General features: G+C 63.7%; 25 protein-coding genes. 21 read left to right on the forward strand and 4 right to left on the reverse strand.

The genetic code is table 11. The annotated features are described in order from the left end of the window. The 12 genes from EV651_RS41330 to EV651_RS10890 form a co-directional block, all read left to right on the forward strand. A partial coding sequence (locus EV651_RS41330) for a hypothetical protein (RefSeq protein ID WP_202870269.1) occupies positions 1–506 on the forward strand: 506 nt, incomplete at its 5' end. A 66-nt stretch (positions 507–572) separates the two neighbouring features. Next, entirely contained in the window at positions 573–1,052 is a 480-nt protein-coding gene (gvpJ, locus tag EV651_RS10840) for a gas vesicle protein GvpJ (RefSeq protein ID WP_370352557.1), read from the forward strand. A 2-nt stretch (positions 1,053–1,054) separates the two neighbouring features. Beyond that, the gene (locus tag EV651_RS10845; RefSeq protein ID WP_166658574.1) at positions 1,055–1,810 is read left to right on the forward strand and encodes a GvpL/GvpF family gas vesicle protein; all 756 of its coding nucleotides are present in this window, start codon (positions 1,055–1,057) and stop codon (positions 1,808–1,810) included. 8 nt (positions 1,811–1,818) lie between these two features. Further along, positions 1,819–2,046 carry a gas vesicle protein GvpG gene (locus EV651_RS10850; RefSeq protein WP_202870270.1) on the forward strand — a complete coding sequence of 76 codons (228 nt, stop codon included), beginning with the start codon at positions 1,819–1,821 and terminating at the stop codon, positions 2,044–2,046. Positions 2,047–2,052: 6 nt separating this feature from the next. Beyond that, positions 2,053–2,427, forward strand: a complete 375-nt coding sequence (locus tag EV651_RS10855; protein ID WP_133784755.1) for a gas vesicle protein — start codon at positions 2,053–2,055, stop codon at positions 2,425–2,427. 4 nt (positions 2,428–2,431) lie between these two features. Next, positions 2,432–2,764 carry a gas vesicle protein gene (locus EV651_RS10860; protein ID WP_133784758.1) on the forward strand — a complete coding sequence of 111 codons (333 nt, stop codon included), beginning with the start codon at positions 2,432–2,434 and terminating at the stop codon, positions 2,762–2,764. Beyond that, positions 2,754–3,518 carry a GvpL/GvpF family gas vesicle protein gene (locus EV651_RS10865; RefSeq protein ID WP_133784759.1) on the forward strand — a complete coding sequence of 255 codons (765 nt, stop codon included), beginning with the start codon at positions 2,754–2,756 and terminating at the stop codon, positions 3,516–3,518. Before EV651_RS10860 ends, EV651_RS10865 begins: the two co-directional genes overlap by 11 nt. Then, positions 3,515–3,700, forward strand: coding sequence for a gas vesicle protein (locus EV651_RS10870; protein WP_133784761.1), 186 nt, complete (start codon positions 3,515–3,517; stop codon positions 3,698–3,700). Before EV651_RS10865 ends, EV651_RS10870 begins: the two co-directional genes overlap by 4 nt. Then, the gene (locus tag EV651_RS10875) at positions 3,697–3,990 is read left to right on the forward strand and encodes a gas vesicle protein K (RefSeq protein ID WP_133784763.1); all 294 of its coding nucleotides are present in this window, start codon (positions 3,697–3,699) and stop codon (positions 3,988–3,990) included. Before EV651_RS10870 ends, EV651_RS10875 begins: the two co-directional genes overlap by 4 nt. 14 nt (positions 3,991–4,004) lie before the next feature. Continuing rightward, positions 4,005–4,379 carry a hypothetical protein gene (locus EV651_RS10880; protein WP_133784765.1) on the forward strand — a complete coding sequence of 125 codons (375 nt, stop codon included), beginning with the start codon at positions 4,005–4,007 and terminating at the stop codon, positions 4,377–4,379. A gap of 2 nt (positions 4,380–4,381) precedes the next feature. Beyond that, positions 4,382–4,765, forward strand: coding sequence for a phage holin family protein (locus EV651_RS10885; protein WP_133784767.1), 384 nt, complete (start codon positions 4,382–4,384; stop codon positions 4,763–4,765). 17 nt (positions 4,766–4,782) lie between these two features. Beyond that, on the forward strand, positions 4,783–5,601 hold the full coding sequence (locus tag EV651_RS10890) for a hypothetical protein (RefSeq protein WP_133784769.1): 819 nt from the start codon (positions 4,783–4,785) through the stop codon (positions 5,599–5,601). A gap of 67 nt (positions 5,602–5,668) precedes the next feature. Here EV651_RS10890 and EV651_RS41335 read toward each other — a convergent pair whose 3' ends face one another. After that, positions 5,669–5,821 (reverse strand): hypothetical protein, encoded by a 153-nt coding sequence (locus EV651_RS41335; protein ID WP_166658575.1) that lies wholly within the window; start codon positions 5,819–5,821, stop codon positions 5,669–5,671. A gap of 102 nt (positions 5,822–5,923) precedes the next feature. Between EV651_RS41335 and EV651_RS41845 the strand changes: the two genes are divergently transcribed. Both EV651_RS41845 and EV651_RS10900 read left to right on the forward strand, forming a co-directional pair. Continuing rightward, entirely contained in the window at positions 5,924–6,196 is a 273-nt protein-coding gene (locus EV651_RS41845; RefSeq protein ID WP_202870271.1) for a Rho termination factor N-terminal domain-containing protein, read from the forward strand. Positions 6,197–7,221: 1,025 nt separating this feature from the next. Further along, positions 7,222–7,569, forward strand: a complete 348-nt coding sequence (locus tag EV651_RS10900; RefSeq protein ID WP_133784773.1) for a TraR/DksA C4-type zinc finger protein — start codon at positions 7,222–7,224, stop codon at positions 7,567–7,569. 33 nt (positions 7,570–7,602) lie between these two features. On the opposite strand, the gene EV651_RS10905 is transcribed toward EV651_RS10900, so the two are convergent. From EV651_RS10905 to EV651_RS10915, 3 genes are all read right to left on the reverse strand, one after another. Next, a complete protein-coding gene (locus EV651_RS10905; RefSeq protein ID WP_133784775.1) occupies positions 7,603–8,265 on the reverse strand; it encodes a hypothetical protein in 663 nt (220 codons plus the stop codon). Positions 8,266–8,325: 60 nt separating this feature from the next. Next, positions 8,326–8,928: an NAD(P)H:quinone oxidoreductase type IV gene (wrbA, locus tag EV651_RS10910; protein WP_133784777.1), complete on the reverse strand. Its 603-nt coding sequence runs from the start codon at positions 8,926–8,928 to the stop codon at positions 8,326–8,328. 476 nt (positions 8,929–9,404) lie between these two features. Further along, on the reverse strand, positions 9,405–9,893 hold the full coding sequence (locus EV651_RS10915) for an SAM-dependent methyltransferase (RefSeq protein WP_202870272.1): 489 nt from the start codon (positions 9,891–9,893) through the stop codon (positions 9,405–9,407). A gap of 526 nt (positions 9,894–10,419) precedes the next feature. On the opposite strand from EV651_RS10915, the gene EV651_RS10920 reads away from it, so the two are divergent. The 7 genes from EV651_RS10920 to EV651_RS10945 all read left to right on the forward strand — a co-directional run bounded on the left by EV651_RS10920 (position 10,420) and on the right by EV651_RS10945 (position 20,130). Next, complete coding sequence (locus EV651_RS10920) at positions 10,420–11,664, forward strand: hypothetical protein (protein WP_133784780.1); 1,245 nt, start codon at positions 10,420–10,422, stop codon at positions 11,662–11,664. After that, on the forward strand, positions 11,661–12,248 hold the full coding sequence (locus tag EV651_RS10925; RefSeq protein WP_133784782.1) for a hypothetical protein: 588 nt from the start codon (positions 11,661–11,663) through the stop codon (positions 12,246–12,248). Before EV651_RS10920 ends, EV651_RS10925 begins: the two co-directional genes overlap by 4 nt. Next, entirely contained in the window at positions 12,245–13,708 is a 1,464-nt protein-coding gene (locus tag EV651_RS10930; RefSeq protein WP_202870273.1) for a GNAT family N-acetyltransferase, read from the forward strand. Before EV651_RS10925 ends, EV651_RS10930 begins: the two co-directional genes overlap by 4 nt. Positions 13,709–14,339: 631 nt before the next feature. Then, the gene (locus EV651_RS41345; RefSeq protein ID WP_166658576.1) at positions 14,340–14,507 is read left to right on the forward strand and encodes a hypothetical protein; all 168 of its coding nucleotides are present in this window, start codon (positions 14,340–14,342) and stop codon (positions 14,505–14,507) included. Between the two features lie 300 nt (positions 14,508–14,807). After that, on the forward strand, positions 14,808–17,372 hold the full coding sequence (locus EV651_RS10935; RefSeq protein ID WP_202870274.1) for a type I restriction-modification enzyme R subunit C-terminal domain-containing protein: 2,565 nt from the start codon (positions 14,808–14,810) through the stop codon (positions 17,370–17,372). Continuing rightward, positions 17,369–18,787: a class I SAM-dependent DNA methyltransferase gene (locus EV651_RS10940; RefSeq protein ID WP_133784786.1), complete on the forward strand. Its 1,419-nt coding sequence runs from the start codon at positions 17,369–17,371 to the stop codon at positions 18,785–18,787. The genes EV651_RS10935 and EV651_RS10940 overlap by 4 nt, the downstream gene beginning before the upstream one ends. Then, the gene (locus EV651_RS10945) at positions 18,784–20,130 is read left to right on the forward strand and encodes a restriction endonuclease subunit S (protein ID WP_133784788.1); all 1,347 of its coding nucleotides are present in this window, start codon (positions 18,784–18,786) and stop codon (positions 20,128–20,130) included. The genes EV651_RS10940 and EV651_RS10945 overlap by 4 nt, the downstream gene beginning before the upstream one ends. Positions 20,131–20,410 lie beyond the last annotated feature (280 nt).

Raw genomic sequence — 20,410 nt, forward strand, 5'->3', positions numbered from 1 at the left:
GCGAGCCCGTCGACGAGGACGAGGACGAGGACGAAGCCGACGAGGACCTGGCTGAGGACGAGTACGAAGAGCCCGAGGACGAGGACGAGGAAGAGCCCGTCGACGAGGACGAGGACGAGGAAGAGCCCGTCGACGAGGACGAGGACGAGGACGAAGCCGACGAGGACCTGGCTGAGGACGAGTACGAAGAGCCCGAGGACGAGGACGAGGAAGAGCCCGCCGACGAGGACGAGGACGAGGACGAAGCCGAAGAGGACCTGGCTGAGGACGAGTACGAAGAGCCCGAGGACGAGGACGAGGAAGAGCCCGCCGACGAGGACGAGGACGAGGACGAAGCCGACGAGGACCTGGCTGAGGACGAGTACGAAGAGCCCGAGGACGAAGACGAGGAAGAGTACGAGGACGAGGACGAATACGACGAGGGCGACGAGTACGACGAGGAAGACCAGCCCGAGGACGAGTACGAAGAAGAGCCCGAGCAGCGGCCTCGCCGCCGGGCGAGCTGATCGAGTCGACTGGAAGGAAGAGCCATGACCGTCGCGGCCACCGGCCAACGCCGATCCGGAGGGTATCTGGACAGGCCCGCCCCGAGCAGTCTCGCGGACGTCATCGACAGCATCCTGGACAAGGGGCTCGTGATCGATGCCTACATCCGGGTGTCGCTGGTGGGTATCGAACTGCTGACGATCGACGCACGCATCGTCGTCGCCAGCGTGGACACCTACCTGCACTTCGCGGAAGCCACGAACCGGCTGGATCTGGCCGAGAAGAGCAAAGATCTCCCCGAGGTGATCCAGGACATGACCGAAAGCGGCGCGCAGGGCAAGACGCGTGGTCTGCTCACGGGGGCGAAGGAGGCTCTGTTCGGCTCCGACGAGGACCACCAGCGCGACCGGGAGCTGGAGCAGCGCGACCGGGGGCGGGACCAGCGCGACCGGGAGATGGAGCAGATTGGCGAGCGCGAAGAGCCGGAGCACGAGGAGGAAGCACCTCCGCGTCGCCGGCGGCCGGCCAAGAAGGCTGCAGCCCGTCGCAGGAGGACTGAGGAGTGACCGTGACAACGCCGAGCGACATCGGCCTGGGGTGCTACGTGTACGGCATCGTGGCCGCGGACCTCGTCGTACCGCCGGACCTCAGGGGTGTCGGTGATCAGCTCGTCTGCTTGGCCCCGAGCGGCGACGTCGCCGCTGTCATGAGCCTCGTGGACAGCAACGTCGCGCTCGCCGGGCGCGCGGACCTCCTGGCCCACGGCCAGGTGCTCGACAAGATCGCCGAACTGGGGCCGGTGATCCCGGTCCGGTTCGGATCCGTGCTGGAGAACTGGGAGGCCGTCGCCGGCGACCTGCTGGAACCCGGCCGGGAACGCTTCCGGGCGATGCTTCGAGATCTCACCGGTCACGCGCAGTTCGTTGTCCGGGCGCGATACGACGAGGAGCAGGTGCTGACCGAGGTCGTGGCGGAAAATGCCGAGATCGCCCAGCTTCGCAAGCTCACCCGTGAACAGCCCGAGGAAGCGTCGTACGGCGAACGCGTCAGGCTGGGCGAGTTGGTCGCGAAGGCGCTGGAGACGAAGAGCGCCGCGGACGGGCGCGCCATGCTGCTCGAGATCGAGCGGCACGTGACCGCGCTGAACGTCCGGGAGACCGCCGGAATCAACGGCCTGCTCGATGTCGCCGTACTGGTCGAGGACAGCCGCCGTGCGGAGTTCGAGCAGGCGGTCGAGGGCTTGGCGGAGAGGTTCGCCGGTCGAGCCCGGCTGAAGCTGATCGGGCCGACCGCGCCGTACGACTTCGTGGATGCGGAGGAGTGATGGGCCTGATGACGAACCTGCTGACCCTGCCGCTCGCGCCGGTGCGGGCCACGATCGCACTGGCCGAGCAGATCCGGCAGCAGGCCGAGGCCGAGTACTACGACCCGGCCCGGATCCGTCTGCAGCTCGAGCAGATCGACATGCTCAGGGAGAACGGTGAGATCGACCCGGACCTGGCCGGGGCCTGGGAGGACGAACTGGTCAGCCGGCTCTACCAACCGCGCGAGGAGACCTGAGCACTGATGGCAACCCCGAGGAAGTCCACCCAGAGCCGTACGACGAGGCAGCCGGAAAAGGGACGTACGACGGCCAAGCGGGCGGCCTCGCCCGGCGCATCGCAGAACGGGCAGCGCCTGTCACCGCCGCAGTCGTTGCGGAACGTCGCGCTCATGGCCGCCAGAGAACTGGCGCAGCTGATCGGACATGATCCGGAAGGAATCGTGGCTGTCGAGAAGCGCGACGAGGGCTGGCTCGTCCAGGTCGAGGTGGTCGAGGCGCACCGGATCCCGGCAACGACCGACATCCTCGCCGTGTACGAGGTCGAGGTCGACGCCGACGGCGGCGTGACCGGGTACCGGCGCAAGGACCGTTATGTCCGCGGGCGAGTCCAGGAGTAGCGCGATGAGCGAACCTACGATCTCTTCTCGTCGTGGCGCGTTCGACCGCTACGGATCCACGTCGCCGGCATCGCGTCCGGAGGGCCTCGCCGACATCCTCGAGCGGGTTCTGGACAAGGGCATCATCATCGCCGGTGACATCAGGGTGAACCTGCTCGACATCGAACTCCTGACCATCAAGATCCGCCTGTTGATCGTCTCTGTCGACAAAGCGATGGAGATGGGCATCGACTGGTGGCGGCACGATCCGATGCTGTCCACCGACGCTCAGGCGCTGGCCGACGAGAACCGGAAACTGCGCGAACGTGTCGAGGAGCTGGAGCGCGATGGTGAGTGAATCCGGCACCTATGTGTACGCCGTGGGGCGGAACCTCGACGAGGAGGTGCTGTCCGGGCTGGAGGGCGTCGGCGGCTCCTCGGTCCGGATGATCAGTCACCGCGAGCTGACCGCGGTCGTCAGCACCGTCGACCTCGAGGAGTTCGGCGAGGACGCCTTGCGCCGCAACCTCGAGGTCCTGGCCTGGGTGGAGGAGACCGCCCGCAGACACGACGAGGTCGTTCGGCGGGCGGCGGCGATCACGACCGCACTCGCGCCGTTCCGGTTGGTCACGATCTATCGTTCGGACGACGCGGCCTGCGACCGGATCGAGGAGTTGTACGACGACCTCGTCCTCGTGCTGGACCGGGTCGACCGGCGCAGCGAGTGGAGTATCAAGGTGTTCTGCCGCGTCCGGTCGGTGCCGTCGGCAACTGTCGAGGCAGCGAGTTCGGGTGTTGCCTACCTGGAGCGGCGCAGGGCCGAGATCCGTGATCGGCAACAAGCGGCCGGCGAGCAGCAGATGCTGGCCGACCAGCTCTTCTGGGACCTGGTGCCCGGTGCGGCCGCGACCCGGCGGCTTCCTCCTCAGGACCAGAAGCTGACCGGTCGCCGGGAGCCGATGGCGCTGAACGCTTCGTTCCTTGTCGACGACGATCACAGCACCGACTTCTTCGAGCTGGTGAACGCGACACGAGCCAGGTACCCGTCTCTCGACATCGAGGTGAACGGACCTTGGCCGCCGTACTCCTTCGCCGTACTGGACAAGCCATGACCGTTCAGACCCAGACGGCGGCGGCGACGGAGCCCAGCCTGGTCGACCTGCTCGACCGGTTGCTCGGCAAAGGCGTCGTGGTCACCGGTGATGTCATCGTCTCGCTGGCCGGGGTCGACCTGGTCCGCATCCAGCTGTCAGCCGTCATCGGCTCGGTCCGCAAGGAGATGGAGAACCTATGACTGAGCCTGTGCTGCCGCTGACGGATCGGATCGAGGCCAACGCCGACACCGTCGAACGCGAGCTGCTCAAACTCGTGCTGACGATCGTCGAGCTGGTCCGTCAGTTGATGGAACGGCAGGCGATCCGCCGGATGGATGAAGGTGACCTCAGTACGGCGCAGGTCGAGGAGCTCGGGCTCGGCCTGATGCGACTCGACGAGGCCATGACCGCTCTGCGTGAGCAGTTCGGTCTGAGCGCGTCCGATCTCAACATCGACCTCGGTCCGCTCGGTTCGCTCCTGCCTGAATAGGTCTGGACGTGGTGATGATGAAAGTACTTCGAGGACTCGGCGCGGCGCTGGTGTGGCTGCTCGCGACGGTCGTGATGATCCTGGCGGCGGTGCTCTGCGTCACCGTGATTCTGCTACCGCTCGGACTGCCCCTGATGGCGCTCGGGCTCCGCCTCTACGGGTACGGCGTACAGATCCTGGTTCCGGGGGCGCCGGAGGTGAAACGCGGGCTGCGCAAGCGGCTCGGGCTGCGTGCGCACGGAGACGTCCGAGGTGACGTCAAGCGTGCGGGCAAACGAGGAAAGAAGTCCGGCCGGAAATTACGGAAGAAGGCCGGCAATGCGGTTGACGACGCCGGCAAGGCCGGCCATCGCGGCCGCAAGCGCCTCGCCGGTGTGTTCGGAGGCTGACGATGAAGCTCTTGATGAGGCTGGTCGTGAACGCCGTCGCGCTGGCCGTCGCGGCGTGGCTGCTGAAGGGCATCGCGTTCAGTGGTTCGAGCACCACGAGCAAGGTGATCACGCTGGTCGTGGTCGCGGCGATCTTCGGTCTGGTCAACGCGGTCATCAAACCGCTGGCCACGATCCTGTCGCTGCCGTTCATCGTGCTGACGCTCGGCTTGCTGATCTTCGTGATCAACGCGCTGATGCTACTGCTCACGTCCTGGATCAGTGACGGCCTCAACGTCCCGTTCACGGTGGACGGCTTCGGTACGGCGCTGATCGGCGCGCTGATCATCACCGTCGTCAGTTGGCTGATGAACGTCGTACTGCCGGACAAACTCGAGACGGACTGATCGGAAGGAACGGAAGAATGAACCTGACCCAATCATGGAACGACGCGGTACATGCGATGATCACGTTCCTGCCGAAGTTCGTGCTTTTCCTCGTCATCCTGTTCATCGGATGGCTCATCGCCACGACGCTGCGCAAGGTCGTCAACGTCGTACTCGGTCGCGTGGGCTTCGACCGCGCCGTCGAGCGCGGCGGTGTCGGACGGGCGCTCGCGCAATCGAAGTACGACGCCAGCGGCCTGATCGCAGCGCTCGTCTACTACGCCGTACTGCTGATCGCGCTGCAGTTCGCCTTCGGGGTGTTCGGTCCGAACCCGGTCAGTGATCTGCTGGCTTCGATCGTCCGATGGCTGCCCAGAGCAGTGGTGGCCATCGTCATCGTGGTGGTGTCGGCCGCGATCGCGAACGCGCTGCGTGATCTCGTCGGGAGCGCGTTGTCGGGACTCAGCTACGGACAGCTGATCGCCAAGGTGGTGCAGATCTTCGTCATCGCCCTCGGCGTCATCGCGGCGCTGAACCAGATCGGGGTCGCGACGGCGGTGACCACTCCGGTGCTGATCGCGGTGCTCGCGACGGTCGGCGGCGTCATCGTCGTCGGCATGGGCGGCGGGATGATCCGGCCGATGCAACGCCGCTGGGAGCGCTGGCTGGATCGTGCCGAGCAGGACTTCCCGAACGCGCAAGCCCGCGAGCAGGCCTACCAGCGAGGCCGGGAGGACGCTGAGCGCAGCCAGTGGCAGACGGAGCCCGGAGAGTCGTCGACCATGGGGCTGACAGGCGACCCCCTCGGCGGTACTCGCCGGTCCACGCCGCCGCCGCGAAGCGACGGCACCACCTGATCGAGGGGCCAGGTGGATCTGTGGGAAGCGTCCCTGAGCGCCATGTGCGCCCGGGGACGCTTCGTGCTCAGAGCCGCGGAAGATCCGGGAGTCCCGAGTGAAGGTCGGACCCTGCCAGACTCGCGGTGGCGAGCAACCGGACCGTCACCCAGTCGTCGCTGCCCGCGATGCGTTCGAATCGCCAGCCGCGCAAGGCCGTCAGCTCTCGTCTGGCAGACACCTCTCGTATGGTCCTCAGCCACGCCATGACTCCACAGATCAAGGCATGGTGGCCAATTTCCGCGGGTACCGGTCAGGCACCGCTACTGCGGAAGGAGTCACCATGCCTGACGATTCACTGGGCGACAAGCTCGGACGACAGGTCAAGAACATCAAAGGTGGACTGAGGGACGTCGCGCACGCGTTCACGGACGCGGATCCGGAACGCCGCACCGACGCGATGGCCGGGCGGGTCACCGGCGAGAGGTCACGCACTTCCCGCGCCCGGGAACGCATGTCCAAGGACGAGCTGTACGCCGAAGCCAAGCGCCTGGGCATCAAGGGACGCTCGAAAATGACGAAGGAAGAGCTTCTTCGCGCCGTTCGACGCGCCTGACCCGTCCTGTATCTCGCCGATCACCTCGAGTGAAGAAGTACCGAGTTGCGTGGCAGAGCAGCTGCGGCGTCTGCCTTGGTGCCGGATTCGCGGCTGCGGTTGTAGTGCTGCCCCTCGCGCTGTGGATTCTCGTGGGCGTCGTGTGGGCTGCGATCGCGTTGACGGTCGCGTACGCCGCCAGAACCAGCGAGCCGGCCACAGTAGGCTCACCTCGACGGTGGTTGTGGATCATCACGCTTGCTTGCGCTGCGTACCTGGCGACATCGGCATTTGCGACGTCTCTAGGTGCCGCCGCATTCCTCCCGCTGTTGGCGGCGGGAGCGTCGGCGCCGCCGGCGGTGCGTTGGTACCTGCGTCTGCTGAGTCAGGCAGGCTTCTCACAGCCGCTGAGGGTGATGGGTACGGACGAGCTGTGTCGGCGGTGGCTGGACAGTGATGGCGCACTGAACCAGGCAGGATCGGACCAAGCCCGACTTCGGATCATCGACTCCAGACAGCAGTGCCTCGACGAACTGGAGCGGCGTGATCCCGAAGCCTTCCAGGCCTGGCTGGATTCCCCGCCCGGTCCTGGCGTAGATCCGCGCCGGTTCTTCACGGACCACGGCAGTCGGGGATGACTCAGGAGGTCTGGATCCGCGGACTGTGATCGTGCTTGCAGCAGATCAGTTCCTCGACGAGGTCGCCGGCACCGGAGACCCCCAGCGGACGGGAGTGCGTCGCGCTACGGACGCATCCAGGATGCACGCAGTACGCCGTACTGTCGGGAACACACGTCGCGTGCCTGGACCAAGGCAGCCTCAACCTCGCCATGGGTGCCACATCCTCCGTCACTCGGGCCCCCGTGTCCGGCTTCTCCTGCCGGTACCCGTCGGTGATACAGCGAATCCCTGCTCTGGAAGGCATTACAGCGTTTGCGTGCGGGTACCTGAGAGCGTGGTCCACAACACGGAAGCACTGGGGAGCGGCTTACTTCCGGACGGTCAAGAAGCGGCCTGGAATTGTGACCTCGCAGCAGGAGGTTGTCGATGTACCAGGAGCGGACAGTCAGGTCCTCAGAGGAAGAGCCCGTCATCGATGTGGAGTGGTTCCGTCGGGAGCTGTATCAGGAGCGCCAGTTTCGGATCGAGCAATTGATCCAACTGTCCTACGAGACGGCAGGGCCGTGCCCGCACGCGGTGGCGGAGGTGCGAGCCGCGCTGAAGGCCGGAGCAAGACGGGCCTTGGCGGAAATCGACGCGGCCCTCTTCCGCCTGTCCCGAGGTACGTTCGGCGCCTGCGAAGTCTGCGGAGAGACGATGCCCCCGCACCGGCTGGAGGCAATCCCCACCATCAGACTCTGCCTACGCTGCGAACACCGCCGCCGTTCCACATAGCGATTGGTGGTGTGCCGGGATGCCTCCGGACGGTCAGTCCCAGAGGGTCAGGCGCTCCCAGGTGTGTTTGTCAATGAACTGATGGCGGTTCTCGGCCCACTGGGACAGCGCTTCCGTGACATCGCCAAGATCAATGCCCTGCACCTGGTAGTGCTGTTGCGGTGAGCCGTCGCGGTACTCGAGAGTGAGGGTTCCGTTCTCGTTGCGTGCTTGGGCGAAGCTGTGGTCACGGCCGCTGTCCACGACCACGTAGCCGTCGAAATTGCGCAGTTCTTCCGAAACGAAGAAGGCCCAGCGGTCAGGTAGAGCTACTCTCCCCCGCGAGGTGGTGACGGTCACCTCACCGCGGTTTATTGGTGCCGTTGGTGCCTTCTGCGGGTCGAAGAAGACCAGGTCGTGTTCTTGTGCGAGGCGCTCCGTGACTACTCCGACCTGCTCGGCCTGGCTGAAGCTGACCGCGACGTACAGGATCGGGCCCGAACAATTGCTGCTCGGACCGCCCGCTGCCCAGGGAGTGTCGTCGCTCTGGTCGTCTGGGAACCGGGCGGCCAGGGCTTCGGAGTACGCCCGGATCCTTGGGGTCGGCGCAACCAGGTCGGCATCGAGATACCGGGTGAACAGGTCTTCGAAGGTGGCCGCCGTACTGTGCTCGCCAGCGGATGCGTCGCCCTCCCAGACCGCGAAGTCATAACTCACCCGGCGGAGTATGCCAGTCCGACGTGGCTCAGCGCCCTTGGCCAGTTCCTGCGATCTGGGTCACTTCAACGCCGCAGCGATCCGTACGACGCGTTCAGCCTGGACTGCCGCGGCGATGCGGGCTGTGTTGTCCACGGCGCCGTGTGCCGACACATGTGAGGTCCCGTACGGATTGCCGTCTTCGAACTTCGCTGGGTCGGTGTAGCCAGGAGGTACGACGATGCCGCCCCAGTGGTAGACGGTGTTGTACAACGCGAGCAGGGTCGACTCCTGGCCGCCGTGCTCGGTCTGCGACGACGTGAATCCGCTGTAGACCTTGTCGGCCAGCTGGCCCTGTTCCCATTGCGGGCCGAGCGTGTCGATGTACTGCTTGAGTTGTGCTGCCACGTTGCCGAAGCGCGTAGGGGAGCCGACGATCACGGCGTCCGCCCAGACGATGTCGTCCGGGACGGCCTCCTCGACGTCGGCCGTGTCTTCGAGATTGGCTCGCCAGTCGGGATTCGAATCGATGGCCTCGTCCGGTGCCAGTTCGCGCACCTTACGCAGCCGGACGGTGGCTCCCGCCTTCGCGGCGTACTCCGCGATCGTTCGAGCGAGGTCCGCGATCGTCCCGGTGGACGAGTAGTAGATGACGCTGACGTTGACATTCGGCTGATCGGCCATCACGTGCTGTCCTCCTCGTGGATCCCTGTTGAGTTGCCCGTGCCCAACTGCCCGGAGTCCATTCGGGGTCGCATGAGATCCGGCACTTGGGGTACGCGATGCAGAAGAACCATCGGGTTCTCAGGACAAGCGCGGGCCGCCAAGACCTGTGCCCTCTTGGCAGCCGGGCGCAACAACCCGTGGCCGATACCCTCCCGCCGGGGCGGAGGCGGCCGGGCACCGCCACGGGAATCCCGGCGGCCGGCGACCCCCTGTCGTCGGCCGCCGGCCACCGCTTGAGTGGTTCCGCTCAGCCGAAGATGCTGGCATGACAAAACTCTTCAGCCATGGCAGACCGGCGCGTTCTACGTGCAGGCAGTGGCGCCATTCGGCATCTCGGTGACAGCCATGGCGGTGGCCCTGATCTACATGCCGGCCGCGACCAGGCTCTTCATCCTCAACCCCTAGCCCTGAGCACGGCACCTGCCCGCAGGCATTCAGCGTTCTCCTGCGGGTGCGAAGTAGTTCGTAAGCATGTTGGTGGTCCACGCCGGCTGATGCGTCTCGCCCCTGGGACCGAACTCCTCGAACCAGGGTTTGATGTCGATGACCGGAGTGCCGTCGACTGCGTCGAGATCCTCGACGTGCAGATCGAGTCCATCGACCTTCACCAGACGGCACCGAGAGATGCCGAGCCAGTTGGTTCGGCGCATGTTGCGATGGCCGAACGCACCGACCTCCGGCCAGGCAGGGTTGTCCCTGGGGCGGCGGGCGCCCAGATTCAGATCGGTCTGGTCGCTGAGATGGAAGAAGAACACCACCTCAAGGTGCGAGAAGGCGTCCAAACCAACAGTGGATCGTTCGTCGAAACGCTCGCTATTGATCCGCAGGACCGACCGCGTGCCGCCCCAGTAGTCATCGGTCGGATCGCTTCGACCGCCGACGACCTGGGCGACGGGCTCGACTATGAGAGGGCTCTGCGTCACGGGGGAACTCCTTCGCGGGGTCGCTGGCCGATCGATCATGTCGCGGTGCTCCCGATCCGCCCACGTATGGGCCTCGAAACGGATACTGTTTGTGATGATGTTGCTACTTCTGGTTCGCCACGAGCGTGGTTAGGAGACGGTTGTGTCCGAGCTGAGAGGTCGTCGCAGCGGTGACGACCCGAGCAAGGACAACCCGCCAGGAGATCAAACTAGTGAAGCCCGTCCTCCCAAGCACGAGATCCCTCGACAGTCCGACGGTGGCGCGCGCGACCAGCAGACAAGTCGTCAAGACAATCGAACGCCGCATCGCAACGACCCTGCACATCATGAGACACCGCGCCCGCTGACCGCTCGCGAGAAGGTCGAGCAGCACCCCGGCGAGGTCCACGGGCCAGCCAACGCGCGCGGGACATCGGACGAGCAACGTAACGACTCAACAGCCCGGCACTCCGCCGATGTCGCGTCCCGGGCTCCGGCCAGCAAGCAGGACGATTCGCGGGCGGCCACTGATCCTCGGCTGAGGGAAGTGCAGGTATCCGAGGCCGACTCACCTGACGAACGCGAGACCGCAGACCGTCAGGCTTCAAGGCCATTGACTGCTCGCGAAAAGCTTGAGCAACGTCACGATGAGATGTACTGGCCCGGGTACTCCAACTGGTCGTCAACCGAGCAGGGTGCGGACGAGTCGGTCAACCGACGGCCGGCCGATGCTCCCGCGGCGAGGACGCCGATCGATCCTCGACCCGAGCCGGAGGACCCGTTCGCCTCATACTCACCAGAACTCCGGGCCCACATGCTTCACGACGACACCCTGGCCCGTCTCCAGTACCTCAGCCCGCCCAACGACGAAGCCGAGTCCACCTCCCACGACGCAATTACTCCCAGCCTGGTCGAGTCGCCCGACGATGATGAGCGAACGTCAGAGGCGGAGTTGCCTGACGACGCAGCCAGCGACGCGGTGCGGGCGGACGAAAGCAACGCGTCGACGACACGTCTGGTCGTCGAAGCGAGCGATGAGCCCGTTGCCAACTTGGCTCCTCTTGACAAGCCGGCCGCCGACAGCGTCGACGCCGCGACCAAGGATCAGGAGTCGGCCGTCGACAGCGTTCCGGCGGATGGCAGCGCTCCGTTCGAAACCGACGACGTTGCCGCTCGCATCGATTCCGAATCAGCGTCTGTTGCCGGCCTCGACGAGACGGTCGAGCTGGAACACGAGTTCATTGAAGATGCCACCCCGGAGGAGATGGACCAGTACCGCCGAATCAGGGAAGCTGACGACCTCGACGCTCTCGCCGAACACAGCGGGCTGCCACGCGACGTCATCGAGGAGGCCAAGCAACACCTCTTCCAACGCCAGCACGACGTGGCAATAGGTCCGGACGACGTCAGGCATGGCTACTTCACCCCGTTCGCGTCGTACGGCGATCTGTGGGAGCAAGTCGCATCCGGCGCGGAGTTGACTGATCGGAATCGGGTGGAGTTCTGGTCGTTGTTGGCGCACGAGTACGTAGAGTCGAAGCTCATGAAGGCTGGATTGCCCTACCTGTCGGCGGATCCTGGGGCGTGGGACGAGTACGGGATGCCGGATCCTTCAGCGGCCTATCCGTCGGCGCATAACACAGCACCATTGAGCACACGCTCAACACGGACGGATCTACTGATCCTATGGGACACGAAACTGAAGATACCGAGGGACCACCTACAGGTCGCTGACGACCTGTCGAACCTTGAGGAAGTAGTACGTGTGGCGAAGGAAGGGCTGGGATTGTGACGGACACGGAAGCGTGCGAGCGGCTCTTGGCGCGCCTAGCGGCGGTGAGGTGGGACGACCATGAGGCTGAGGAAAGGCACGCCAAGTCACGAGGTTTGCTTGCCCTTGAGTATCTGCGCCGAATGGCGATCTGGGCCGATGCGCTTGGTGTGCCGAGGCGGTGGCCGTTCTTCGATCTGGCGGTGGTGTTCGAGCCATCGGTCGAGACCGATCCAACCTGGTTACAGCGCCTGGAGGCCGGGGTGGGGCGCGAGCTTGGGAGCCTGACCGAACAGGTGCTTACCGATATGTTCCGCTGGGCTTCTTTGGGCGATCATCCGAAGGAGCGGTTTCCTGATTTCGACGATCCTTACGAGCCGATGGTGCAGGTATTCGAGCGTGGTGGCGAGATCTATCCCGGCCACGGATTCATCGAACTCCTCGCTGCCCCGGTTCCGTATCGCCGCATCACCGAACGACTGACCCAGCCCCCGTTCCCGATCGACCGTGCGACCTTGGACGAGGTGGACGAGAATGAGCGGCTCAGAACCGAGAAGTCACTGACACGTCAAGCCGCCAAACGCGCCGAGCAAGGGCGCCCGTGACTGACAGTGCGGCGTGCGAGAGCCTCCTGTCGCGCTTGGCTGCGGCGAACTGGGACGACGATGCCGCCGCGTTACGGCGCGCCGCGTCGCGCGGCCAGTTGGCAGCCGAGTACCTGCGCCGAATGGCAGTTTGGGCCGAGGCTCTGGGGGTGCCAGGAAAGGGGCCGTTCTTCGACCTGGCCGTGATGTTTGATCCTGCGGTATTGACCGACCCAGTCTGGATGCAGCGGCTTGAAGCCGGCATCGGGCATCGGCTAGGCACCATGTCGACGAAGGTGGTCACGGACATGTTCCGCTGGGCGTCGCTAGGCGACCGCACGAAGGAACGCTTCCCGACCTTCGAGGAGCCGTACGAACCGATGGTGCAACTGTTCGAGCGGGGTGGCGAGATCTGGCCCGGTCACCGGGAGATCGAGTTCTACGGCGGCTCGCTGCCCTTCCGCGGCATAGCTGAGCGGCTCGCCCAAGCGCCATTCCGGATCGACACCGTGGCTCTTGACGAACTCGACGAAAACGAACGGGTTCGAACCGAGCAATTACGCGCCCACCCGGCCGTCACGCATGCCCAGCAGGTAGCCGAACAACGCCGACTGACTAGGACCCGCGACCCAGTGCCAGACTGCGTTGCTGGTGGGTACCGGCAACCGCTGCTCAAGCAAGCGATCGAGCGCCTGACGCCGCTGTCGAGTATCGGCGACGATCCGGCCTACCAACGCTCGGCACTCCTGCACGGTTGCCAGTTGGCGCGTGCGTACCTGCTTCGCCGCGACCTCGAGGGCACTGTCGAAACCGCGCGTGTCGCGCTCGGCCGACTGGCCGAGGTGCAATCGGGGCGGTGCGTGGCATCGCTGCGGGACCTTCGTCGGAGCTTGGCGCAACGCCAACGAGCCACAGTCGTCGCAGAGTTCTTGCCGGAACTCGACGCCGCGTTGGGGGCTGTGACCAATTCCCCTACGGGCGACGATCGGGCGTATGGCGATGACGCAGGTACGCCGACGGAGCTACGGCCGCGACGGTACGACGATCATGACGCCCAGTTCCTCGTCAAAGCCCTCTACGCCGAACAGTTCGACACCTACAGCTTCGCCGATTCGCCCGACTCGGAGATCGCCGACGACTACGCCGAACCGTCCGGGCTGCTTCTCGTGGCCTACGCACCCTCTGGCCAGCCTGTCGGCTGCGGTGGCTATCGCACCTATGACAAAGATGCGCGCGTAGCCGAGGTACGCAAGATGTTCGTCACGTCGGAGTACCGCAGCCACGGACTCGGCTGGAGAATCCTCAGCGAGCTAGAACGACATGCGACCGTGCACGGTGTCCGGACCATCCTGCTGGAAACGGGCGCACTGAACTATGCCGCGATTCGGCTCTATATCGCGGCCGGCTACGAACCCATCCCACCGTACGTATCTGGTCGACGCGAGACCAACCGGGCATTCCGCAAGACGCTTGACCCGTGACAACGCGCCGTGACCATCTCCAAACTGAAGCAGTCACCGAACCGCAACTTCACAACGATCGCCAGACGAGATTCTGCGGTGCCGAGTACCGTCGTTCGAGGAGCGTGCGAGAGGCTCTTGGCGCGCCTCGTGGTGGCGAGCTGGGAAGACCGTGTGACCGAGGAGAGGCACTCCAAGTCGCGTCGCCTGCTCGCGCCTGAGTATTTGCGTCGGATGGCGATCTGGGCAGATGCACTTGGTGTACCGATGCGATGGCCGTTCTTCGAGTTGGCGGTGGTGTTCGATCCGTCGGTCGAGACCGATCCAGTCTGGCTGCAGCACTGGAGGCCGAGGCGCGAGCTCGGGACCCGGGGGTCCGACATGTTCCGCTGGGCTTCTTCTGGGTGATCGCCCAAAGGAGCGGTTTCCTGACTCGACGATCCATGCGAACCGATGGCGCAGGTGTTCGAGCGTGGCGGCGAGATCTATCCCGGCCACGGATCGATCGAGATCCGCGCTGCCTCGATTCCGCTCTCGGGGCCTGAAGGAGTCGCCGCCAGCCGGCGACCGCAGCATCCCGAGCGTTGTCATCACCAGCCGCGTCGGCCGCTGATTGGACTCCAAGACGCCGGGCCTGCGGCGGCCATCCAGCTTGGAGCAGCTGGACGAGCGCTGGCAGCGCAACCACCGCGAACTTGCTGCTGCGCTGGGTGAGACACAGAAGGTCGCACCCATCGGTGGGCACTACGTCCGGAACGACGAGCCGGTCTTTGTGGCGAGCGTGATCGAGGACGTCATGCAGTCGCCTGGGTCGGATTGACAGCTACAGTGTGTAACGGGGAACCGCATCCTTCCGATGTACTGACGAGCGGCACGAACCGAGACTGCGACAGGTGGACTTCAGATGTCTGTGCCGAGAGCTACGGGCCCCTGTCGGGGCTAGGTCCTACGCTGTCCTGATAGGCGACGGCCTTAAGGCCATCGCAGCGCTATCCAAGGGGGTGGAATGTCCACAGAGCTAGAGAGGCAGACAAGGAAGCAGCGGATCGATCCTCGCCTCAAGGCTGCGGGCTGGTCAATCCTTCCATTTCGCGGAACTGACACACGTCCGTATAAGCGCGTGGCCTTTGAGGAGTATCCCACCAGCGCAGGCCCAGCCGACTACGCACTCTGTGATGCTCATGAGGTCCGCGCCGTCGTAGAGGCCAAGAAGGTGACGCTTGGTCCTCAAGGTGTGCTCGTCCAAGCTGAGCGATATTCGAGGGGCATCGGTCAGTCGCCAAAACATCAGGGTGAGTTCGGCGTGCCCTTCCTGTACTCGACCAACGGCGAAGTGACTTGGTTCCATGACATCAGAGATGAGCTCAACCGCTCCCGTCGCGTGTCCGGCTTCCACACACCAGCTGCCCTGGATGAGATGCTCGCCCGTGACTTCGACTCGGAGATTGAGGCGCTCGGGTTCATTCCGCAGAACCTTCGAATGCGGCCGTACCAAGTCGAGGCTAACGCCGCCATCGAGCAGGCAATTCGAGATCGCAAACGCAAGATGCTTGTCGCTATGGCCACCGGCACGGGCAAGACGCTCACCATGGTCAACGAGGTCTACCGCCTCATGAAATCCGGTACAGCGCGGCGCGTGCTGTTCCTCGTCGACCGCAAGGCACTCGCTGCCCAGGCTGTGCGCGCGTTCTCGTCGTTTGAGGCTGAGCCGGGCTTGAAGTTTGACAAGATCTATCCCGTGTACTCCCAGCGATTCCAACAGTCCGATCTGGAAGAGGGTGGTACCTGGGACCCCAACGTGATGCCCAACGGGCTGCTGACCAATCCGAAGCTGGGCGATGCCTTCGTCTACGTCTGCACGATCCAACGAATGGCGATGAACCTCCTCGGTGGCGAGGGTGCGCTCACGCTTGGCGATGAGGCGGCAGATGTTGATGTTGACCAGCTCAACATTCCCATCCACGCCTTCGACCTGATAATCGCCGACGAGTGCCATCGCGGGTACTCCGCTAAGGACATGTCAGTGTGGCGGACGACGCTCGATCATTTCGATGCCGTCAAAGTCGGCCTCACGGCCACGCCGGCGGCGCACACCGTGGCGTACTTCGAGAACCTCGTATTCCGCTACGAGTATGACCGCGCCGTGCGTGAAGGGCACCTAGTCGACTATGACGTCGTCCGAGTCCGCTCGAACGTGCGCATGAACGGCGTCTTCCTCAACGAAGGTGAGCAGGTTGACGAGGTCGACCCCGACACCGGCACCCGACATCTCGACCTTCTGGAGGACGAACGCAGCTTCGACGCCACGGAGGTCGAGCGCAAGATTACCGCGCCAGACTCGAACCGCAAGATCATCCAGGAGCTTAAGGCGTTCGCGGACGCGCACGAAGAGCAGTATGGCCGCTTCCCCAAGGTGCTCATCTTCGCTGCTAACGACCTGCCGCACACGTCCCATGCCGACCAGCTCGTGGAGTTGGCACGCGACGCCTTCGGACGCGGAGAATCGTTCGTTGCCAAGATCACCGGACGGGTCGACAGGCCACTTCAGCGGATCCGGGAGTTTCGCAACCGCCCCAATCCCGGGATAGTCGTCACCGTCGACCTGCTTACCACAGGCGTTGACATCCCTGACCTCGAGTACATCGTCTTCCTGCGCCCGGTGAAGTCTCGCATCCTGTTCGAGCAGATGCTCGGCCGTGGCACACGCAAGGGCGAAAAGTACCCCGACAAGTCACACTTCGTGGTCTTCGACTGCTTCGACGGCACGCTGTTTGAGTACTTCCGCAACACCACCGGCATGACCGTCGAACAACCCGAAGGGGACGGCAAGAGTATCGCGCAGATCATCGAAGAGATCTGGCAGAACAAGGATCGCGCCTATAACACGCGCCGACTCACCAAACGCCTCCAGCGCATCGACAAGCAGATGTCCGGCGACGCGCGCGAATTGTTCGCTCGCTTCATTCCGGGTGGCGATATTGCCGCCTTCGCCGAGGATCTCGCAGCTCTGCTGCGCCGTACGTTCGTTGACACCATGCGCATCCTGCGGGATCCCGACTTTCAGAAGTTGCTCGTCGACTACCCACGTGCCCAACGCACCTTCCTCGTCGCCCCAGGCGTAACCGACGAGGTGTCCTCCGAGTGGCTCATCCGGGCCGGCACAGGGCAGGAATACAAACCCAGCGAGTACCTGGAGGCCTTCGCCTCCTTCGTTCACGAGCGCCAGGATCAGGTCCAGGCCATCTCGATCTTGTTGTCACGTCCCAAGGACTGGGGCGCTGCGCCATTAACCGAACTGCGTCAGGCACTAACGCAGGCTCCTGAGCACTTCACCGAGGTCAACCTTCAGCGAGCCTTCCACGCAGCTCATCAGAAGGCCTTGGCCGACATCATCTCGATGGTCAAACGCGCAGCGGTCGAGACCTCCCCGTTACTCACGGCCGAGGAGCGGGTCAACCAGGCCGTTGACAGGGTGGTCGCGGGCCGCAGTCTGAGCAAAGCCCAGGCAGAGTGGATCGAGTACATTCGGCAACATCTTGTCGCCAACCTCTCCATCGAGCGAGACGACTTCGAGGCGATACCAGTACTGTCCGACCATGGCGGTTGGGGGCGTGCCAACCGGGTGTTCGAGGGGCGTCTCACCGAGCTGATCAATGAACTTAATGAGGAGCTAGTAGCAGCGTGACGGATGTTGTTGGAAAACTATGGGGCTTCTGCCACGTCCTGCGCCACGACGGCGTGGACTACGGAGACTACATCGAGCAGTTGACTTACTTGCTCTTCATAAAGATGGCCGACGAGCGAGGTCTTGAGCTTCCCGAGAACACCGACTGGAAGTACCTCCGCAAACAGAGCGGAACGGATCTGTCCGACTCTTACATCGAGGCCTTGCGCACTCTTGGCAAGGAGCGCGGCATCCTTGGGGACATCTTCAGTGGAGCCCAGAGCCGATTCGCTAACCCAGTCAACCTCCAGAAGCTCATCCGCATCATCGACGAGACTGAGTGGACATCGCTCGACGTAGACATCAAGGCCGCAGTTTTCGAAGGGTTGCTAGAGAAGGCAGCGGCCGAAGGCAAGAAGGGCGCCGGCCAGTACTTCACGCCGCGCCTGCTCATCCAGTCCATGGTGCGTTGCGTCAAGCCTGACCCTCGTGCGAGTAGGGACTTCGCCATCGGCGATCCGGCGTGTGGTACGGGTGGTTTTCTGGTTGCTGCCTACGAGTGGCTCAAAGACGAGACTGGTGGCGCCTTTGACCGTGAGACCGCCCGCCGCGTACGCAAGCAGACCTATTTCGGTCAAGAACTCGTCGCGCGGCCACGGCGTCTGGCGCTGATGAACATGTACTTACACCAGGTCGAGCCGCACATCACGCTAGGCGATTCCATCTATGAGGAGCCGAGCGGTCAACGCTTTGATGTCATCCTCACCAACCCGCCGTTTGGCACGAAGGGTGCCAACCAGGCGCCCGTGCGCGATGATTTTGTCGTCTCGACGAGTAACAAACAACTGAATTTCCTCCAGCACGTCCTCACTACCCTCAAGCCGGGCGGGCGCGCAGCAGTCGTCGTTCCCGACAACGTCCTCTTCGCGAATCAGGCAGGGGAGGTCTTCGAGCTGCTGATGCAGGACTGTGACGTCCACACCGTGCTCCGTTGTCCCCGCGGCACGTTCAGCCCCTACACTGAGGGCACTAAAACCAACGTCATCTTCTTCATTAAGGGACAATCTACCAAGCGCACCTGGATCTATGATGCCCGTGCCAATGTCCCAAAGATCACGAAGACAAGCCGACCGCTCGCTGCTAAGCACTTCGCTGAGTTTGAGGCGTGCTATGGCGCCGACCCCAACGGCCGTAGCAAGCGCCTTGATGCTGACTCGACGGATGGTCGCTGGCGTAGCTTCAGCATTGATGAGATTAAGACGCATCACTACAAGCTCGATGCTTTCAAGTGGATTCGAGATAAGGAGCTCGACGATCCCGACGACATCCCGGAACCCGAGGAGCTAATCACCGAAGTTATGGGAGAGCTTCAGCTCGCCTTAGATGACCTTGCGGACATCCAGCATCTCCTCGAGGGCAATGGAGGGCAGTCGTGACGGGGAACGCGGAAACTCTTCCGCCGGGGTGGACGCGTCGACGAGTCGGAGATGTCCTGAAGTTGCGTAATGGGTACGCCTTCAAGACGTCCGAGTGGAGCCAGTTGGGTCGACCGATCATTCGCATTCAGAATCTTAAATCGGATTCTGCTACTCATAACTACTTCGACGGCGATCTGCCCGACCGCTTTCGAGCCGATCCGGGTGATCTCCTCTTTGCATGGTCGGGCACCCCGGGTACATCATTCGGCGCCCATGTGTGGGATGGCCCCGAGGCCTGGATTAACCAGCATATCTTCCGAGTGGACTTCTCCTCCGAGGACTTCGATCGCGACTTCCTAAAGCTGGCTCTCGACTTTAACCTCAACGACTATATCTCCGAGGCACAGGGCGGTGTTGGTCTTGCGCATATTACCAAGGGAAAGCTCAATGAGTCGCAGCTCATTACTCCCCCACTTGATGTACAGCGTCAGATCGCCGTCCGTGTGGCCGAGATTTCCGAGAGCAGGGCTTCAGCGCTGGGCCACCTCGTTCGCGCTCGGCGCTCGATAGAACGCTTCGGTCAAGCCGTCCTCGCTGCGGCTTGCTCAGGCCGGCTCACGGCCGACTGGCGCGAGGCGAATCCAGATGCGCAATCAGTAGAAGCCGCACTTGCAGCGGCACCCGGCCGAAAGGCTCGACGCACTGCGGCCAACAACCCTAGCGATCTTGCTCTTCCGGGCCTTCCCGATAGTTACACACTCACCACCGTAGGCCGAGCGTCCACCGCCTTGGAATACGGAACGTCAAAGCGTGCCGAGGCATCGCCCGACGGAATCCCGGTCTTAAGGATGGGCAACATCCAGGATGGTCGACTTGACGTTACCGATCTTAAATACTGCCCTATCGACCGCGAAATCGAACGCCTCATGCTCCAGAACGGAGACCTCCTCTTCAACCGGACCAACAGTCCTGAACTCGTGGGCAAGGCGGCAGTTTTCCACGAGAATACGCCGATGACGTTCGCGTCCTACTTGATCAGGGTGCGCTTTGCTGAGAAGGTAGCCGAGGCCGACTTTGTAAATTACTGGATCAACTCGGCGTGGGGACGAGTCTGGGCCCGTCATGTCAAAACCGATGGTGTTAGTCAATCGAACATCAATGGTACCAAGCTCGCAACAATGCCCTTGCCGCTACCACCGATCGAGGAGCAGCGAGAGATCGTGAGGAGGGCATCGCGCATGCTTAGCTTGGCGGATGCACTGCTCGCTCGTGTCGAGCTAGCGTCGGACCGCGTCAACCAGAGCTCCCAGGCTGTCCTCGCCAAGGCGTTCCGCGGTGACCTGATAGGAGCGGAGTCATGAACTCCCCACCACTAGCCAAGTGTCTCCCAGCGACCTAGCGACCTCGCGCCGCGATGGGCGATGAAGCCGTCAGGGGCGCCAGTGGTTGGGGGTGGATCCGAGCGGCGCAGGTGAGATCGTTCTCGTCCTGACCCGCTAGGTCGAACCGCCGTCGCAACCGAGGCCGTGTCGGGGTACTTCAACGATGTCGCCTCTCGCGGATGTATGCCTTCCTGCAGTCGCAGATTCCGAGAATGCGGTTCGCCACGACCTGCCTGTTGTCAGTCGGCGCGGTGCAGCT

This window comes from Kribbella sp. VKM Ac-2571 (genome assembly GCF_004362255.1).
GTDB classification, from domain to species: Bacteria; Actinomycetota; Actinomycetes; order Propionibacteriales; family Kribbellaceae; genus Kribbella; species Kribbella pratensis.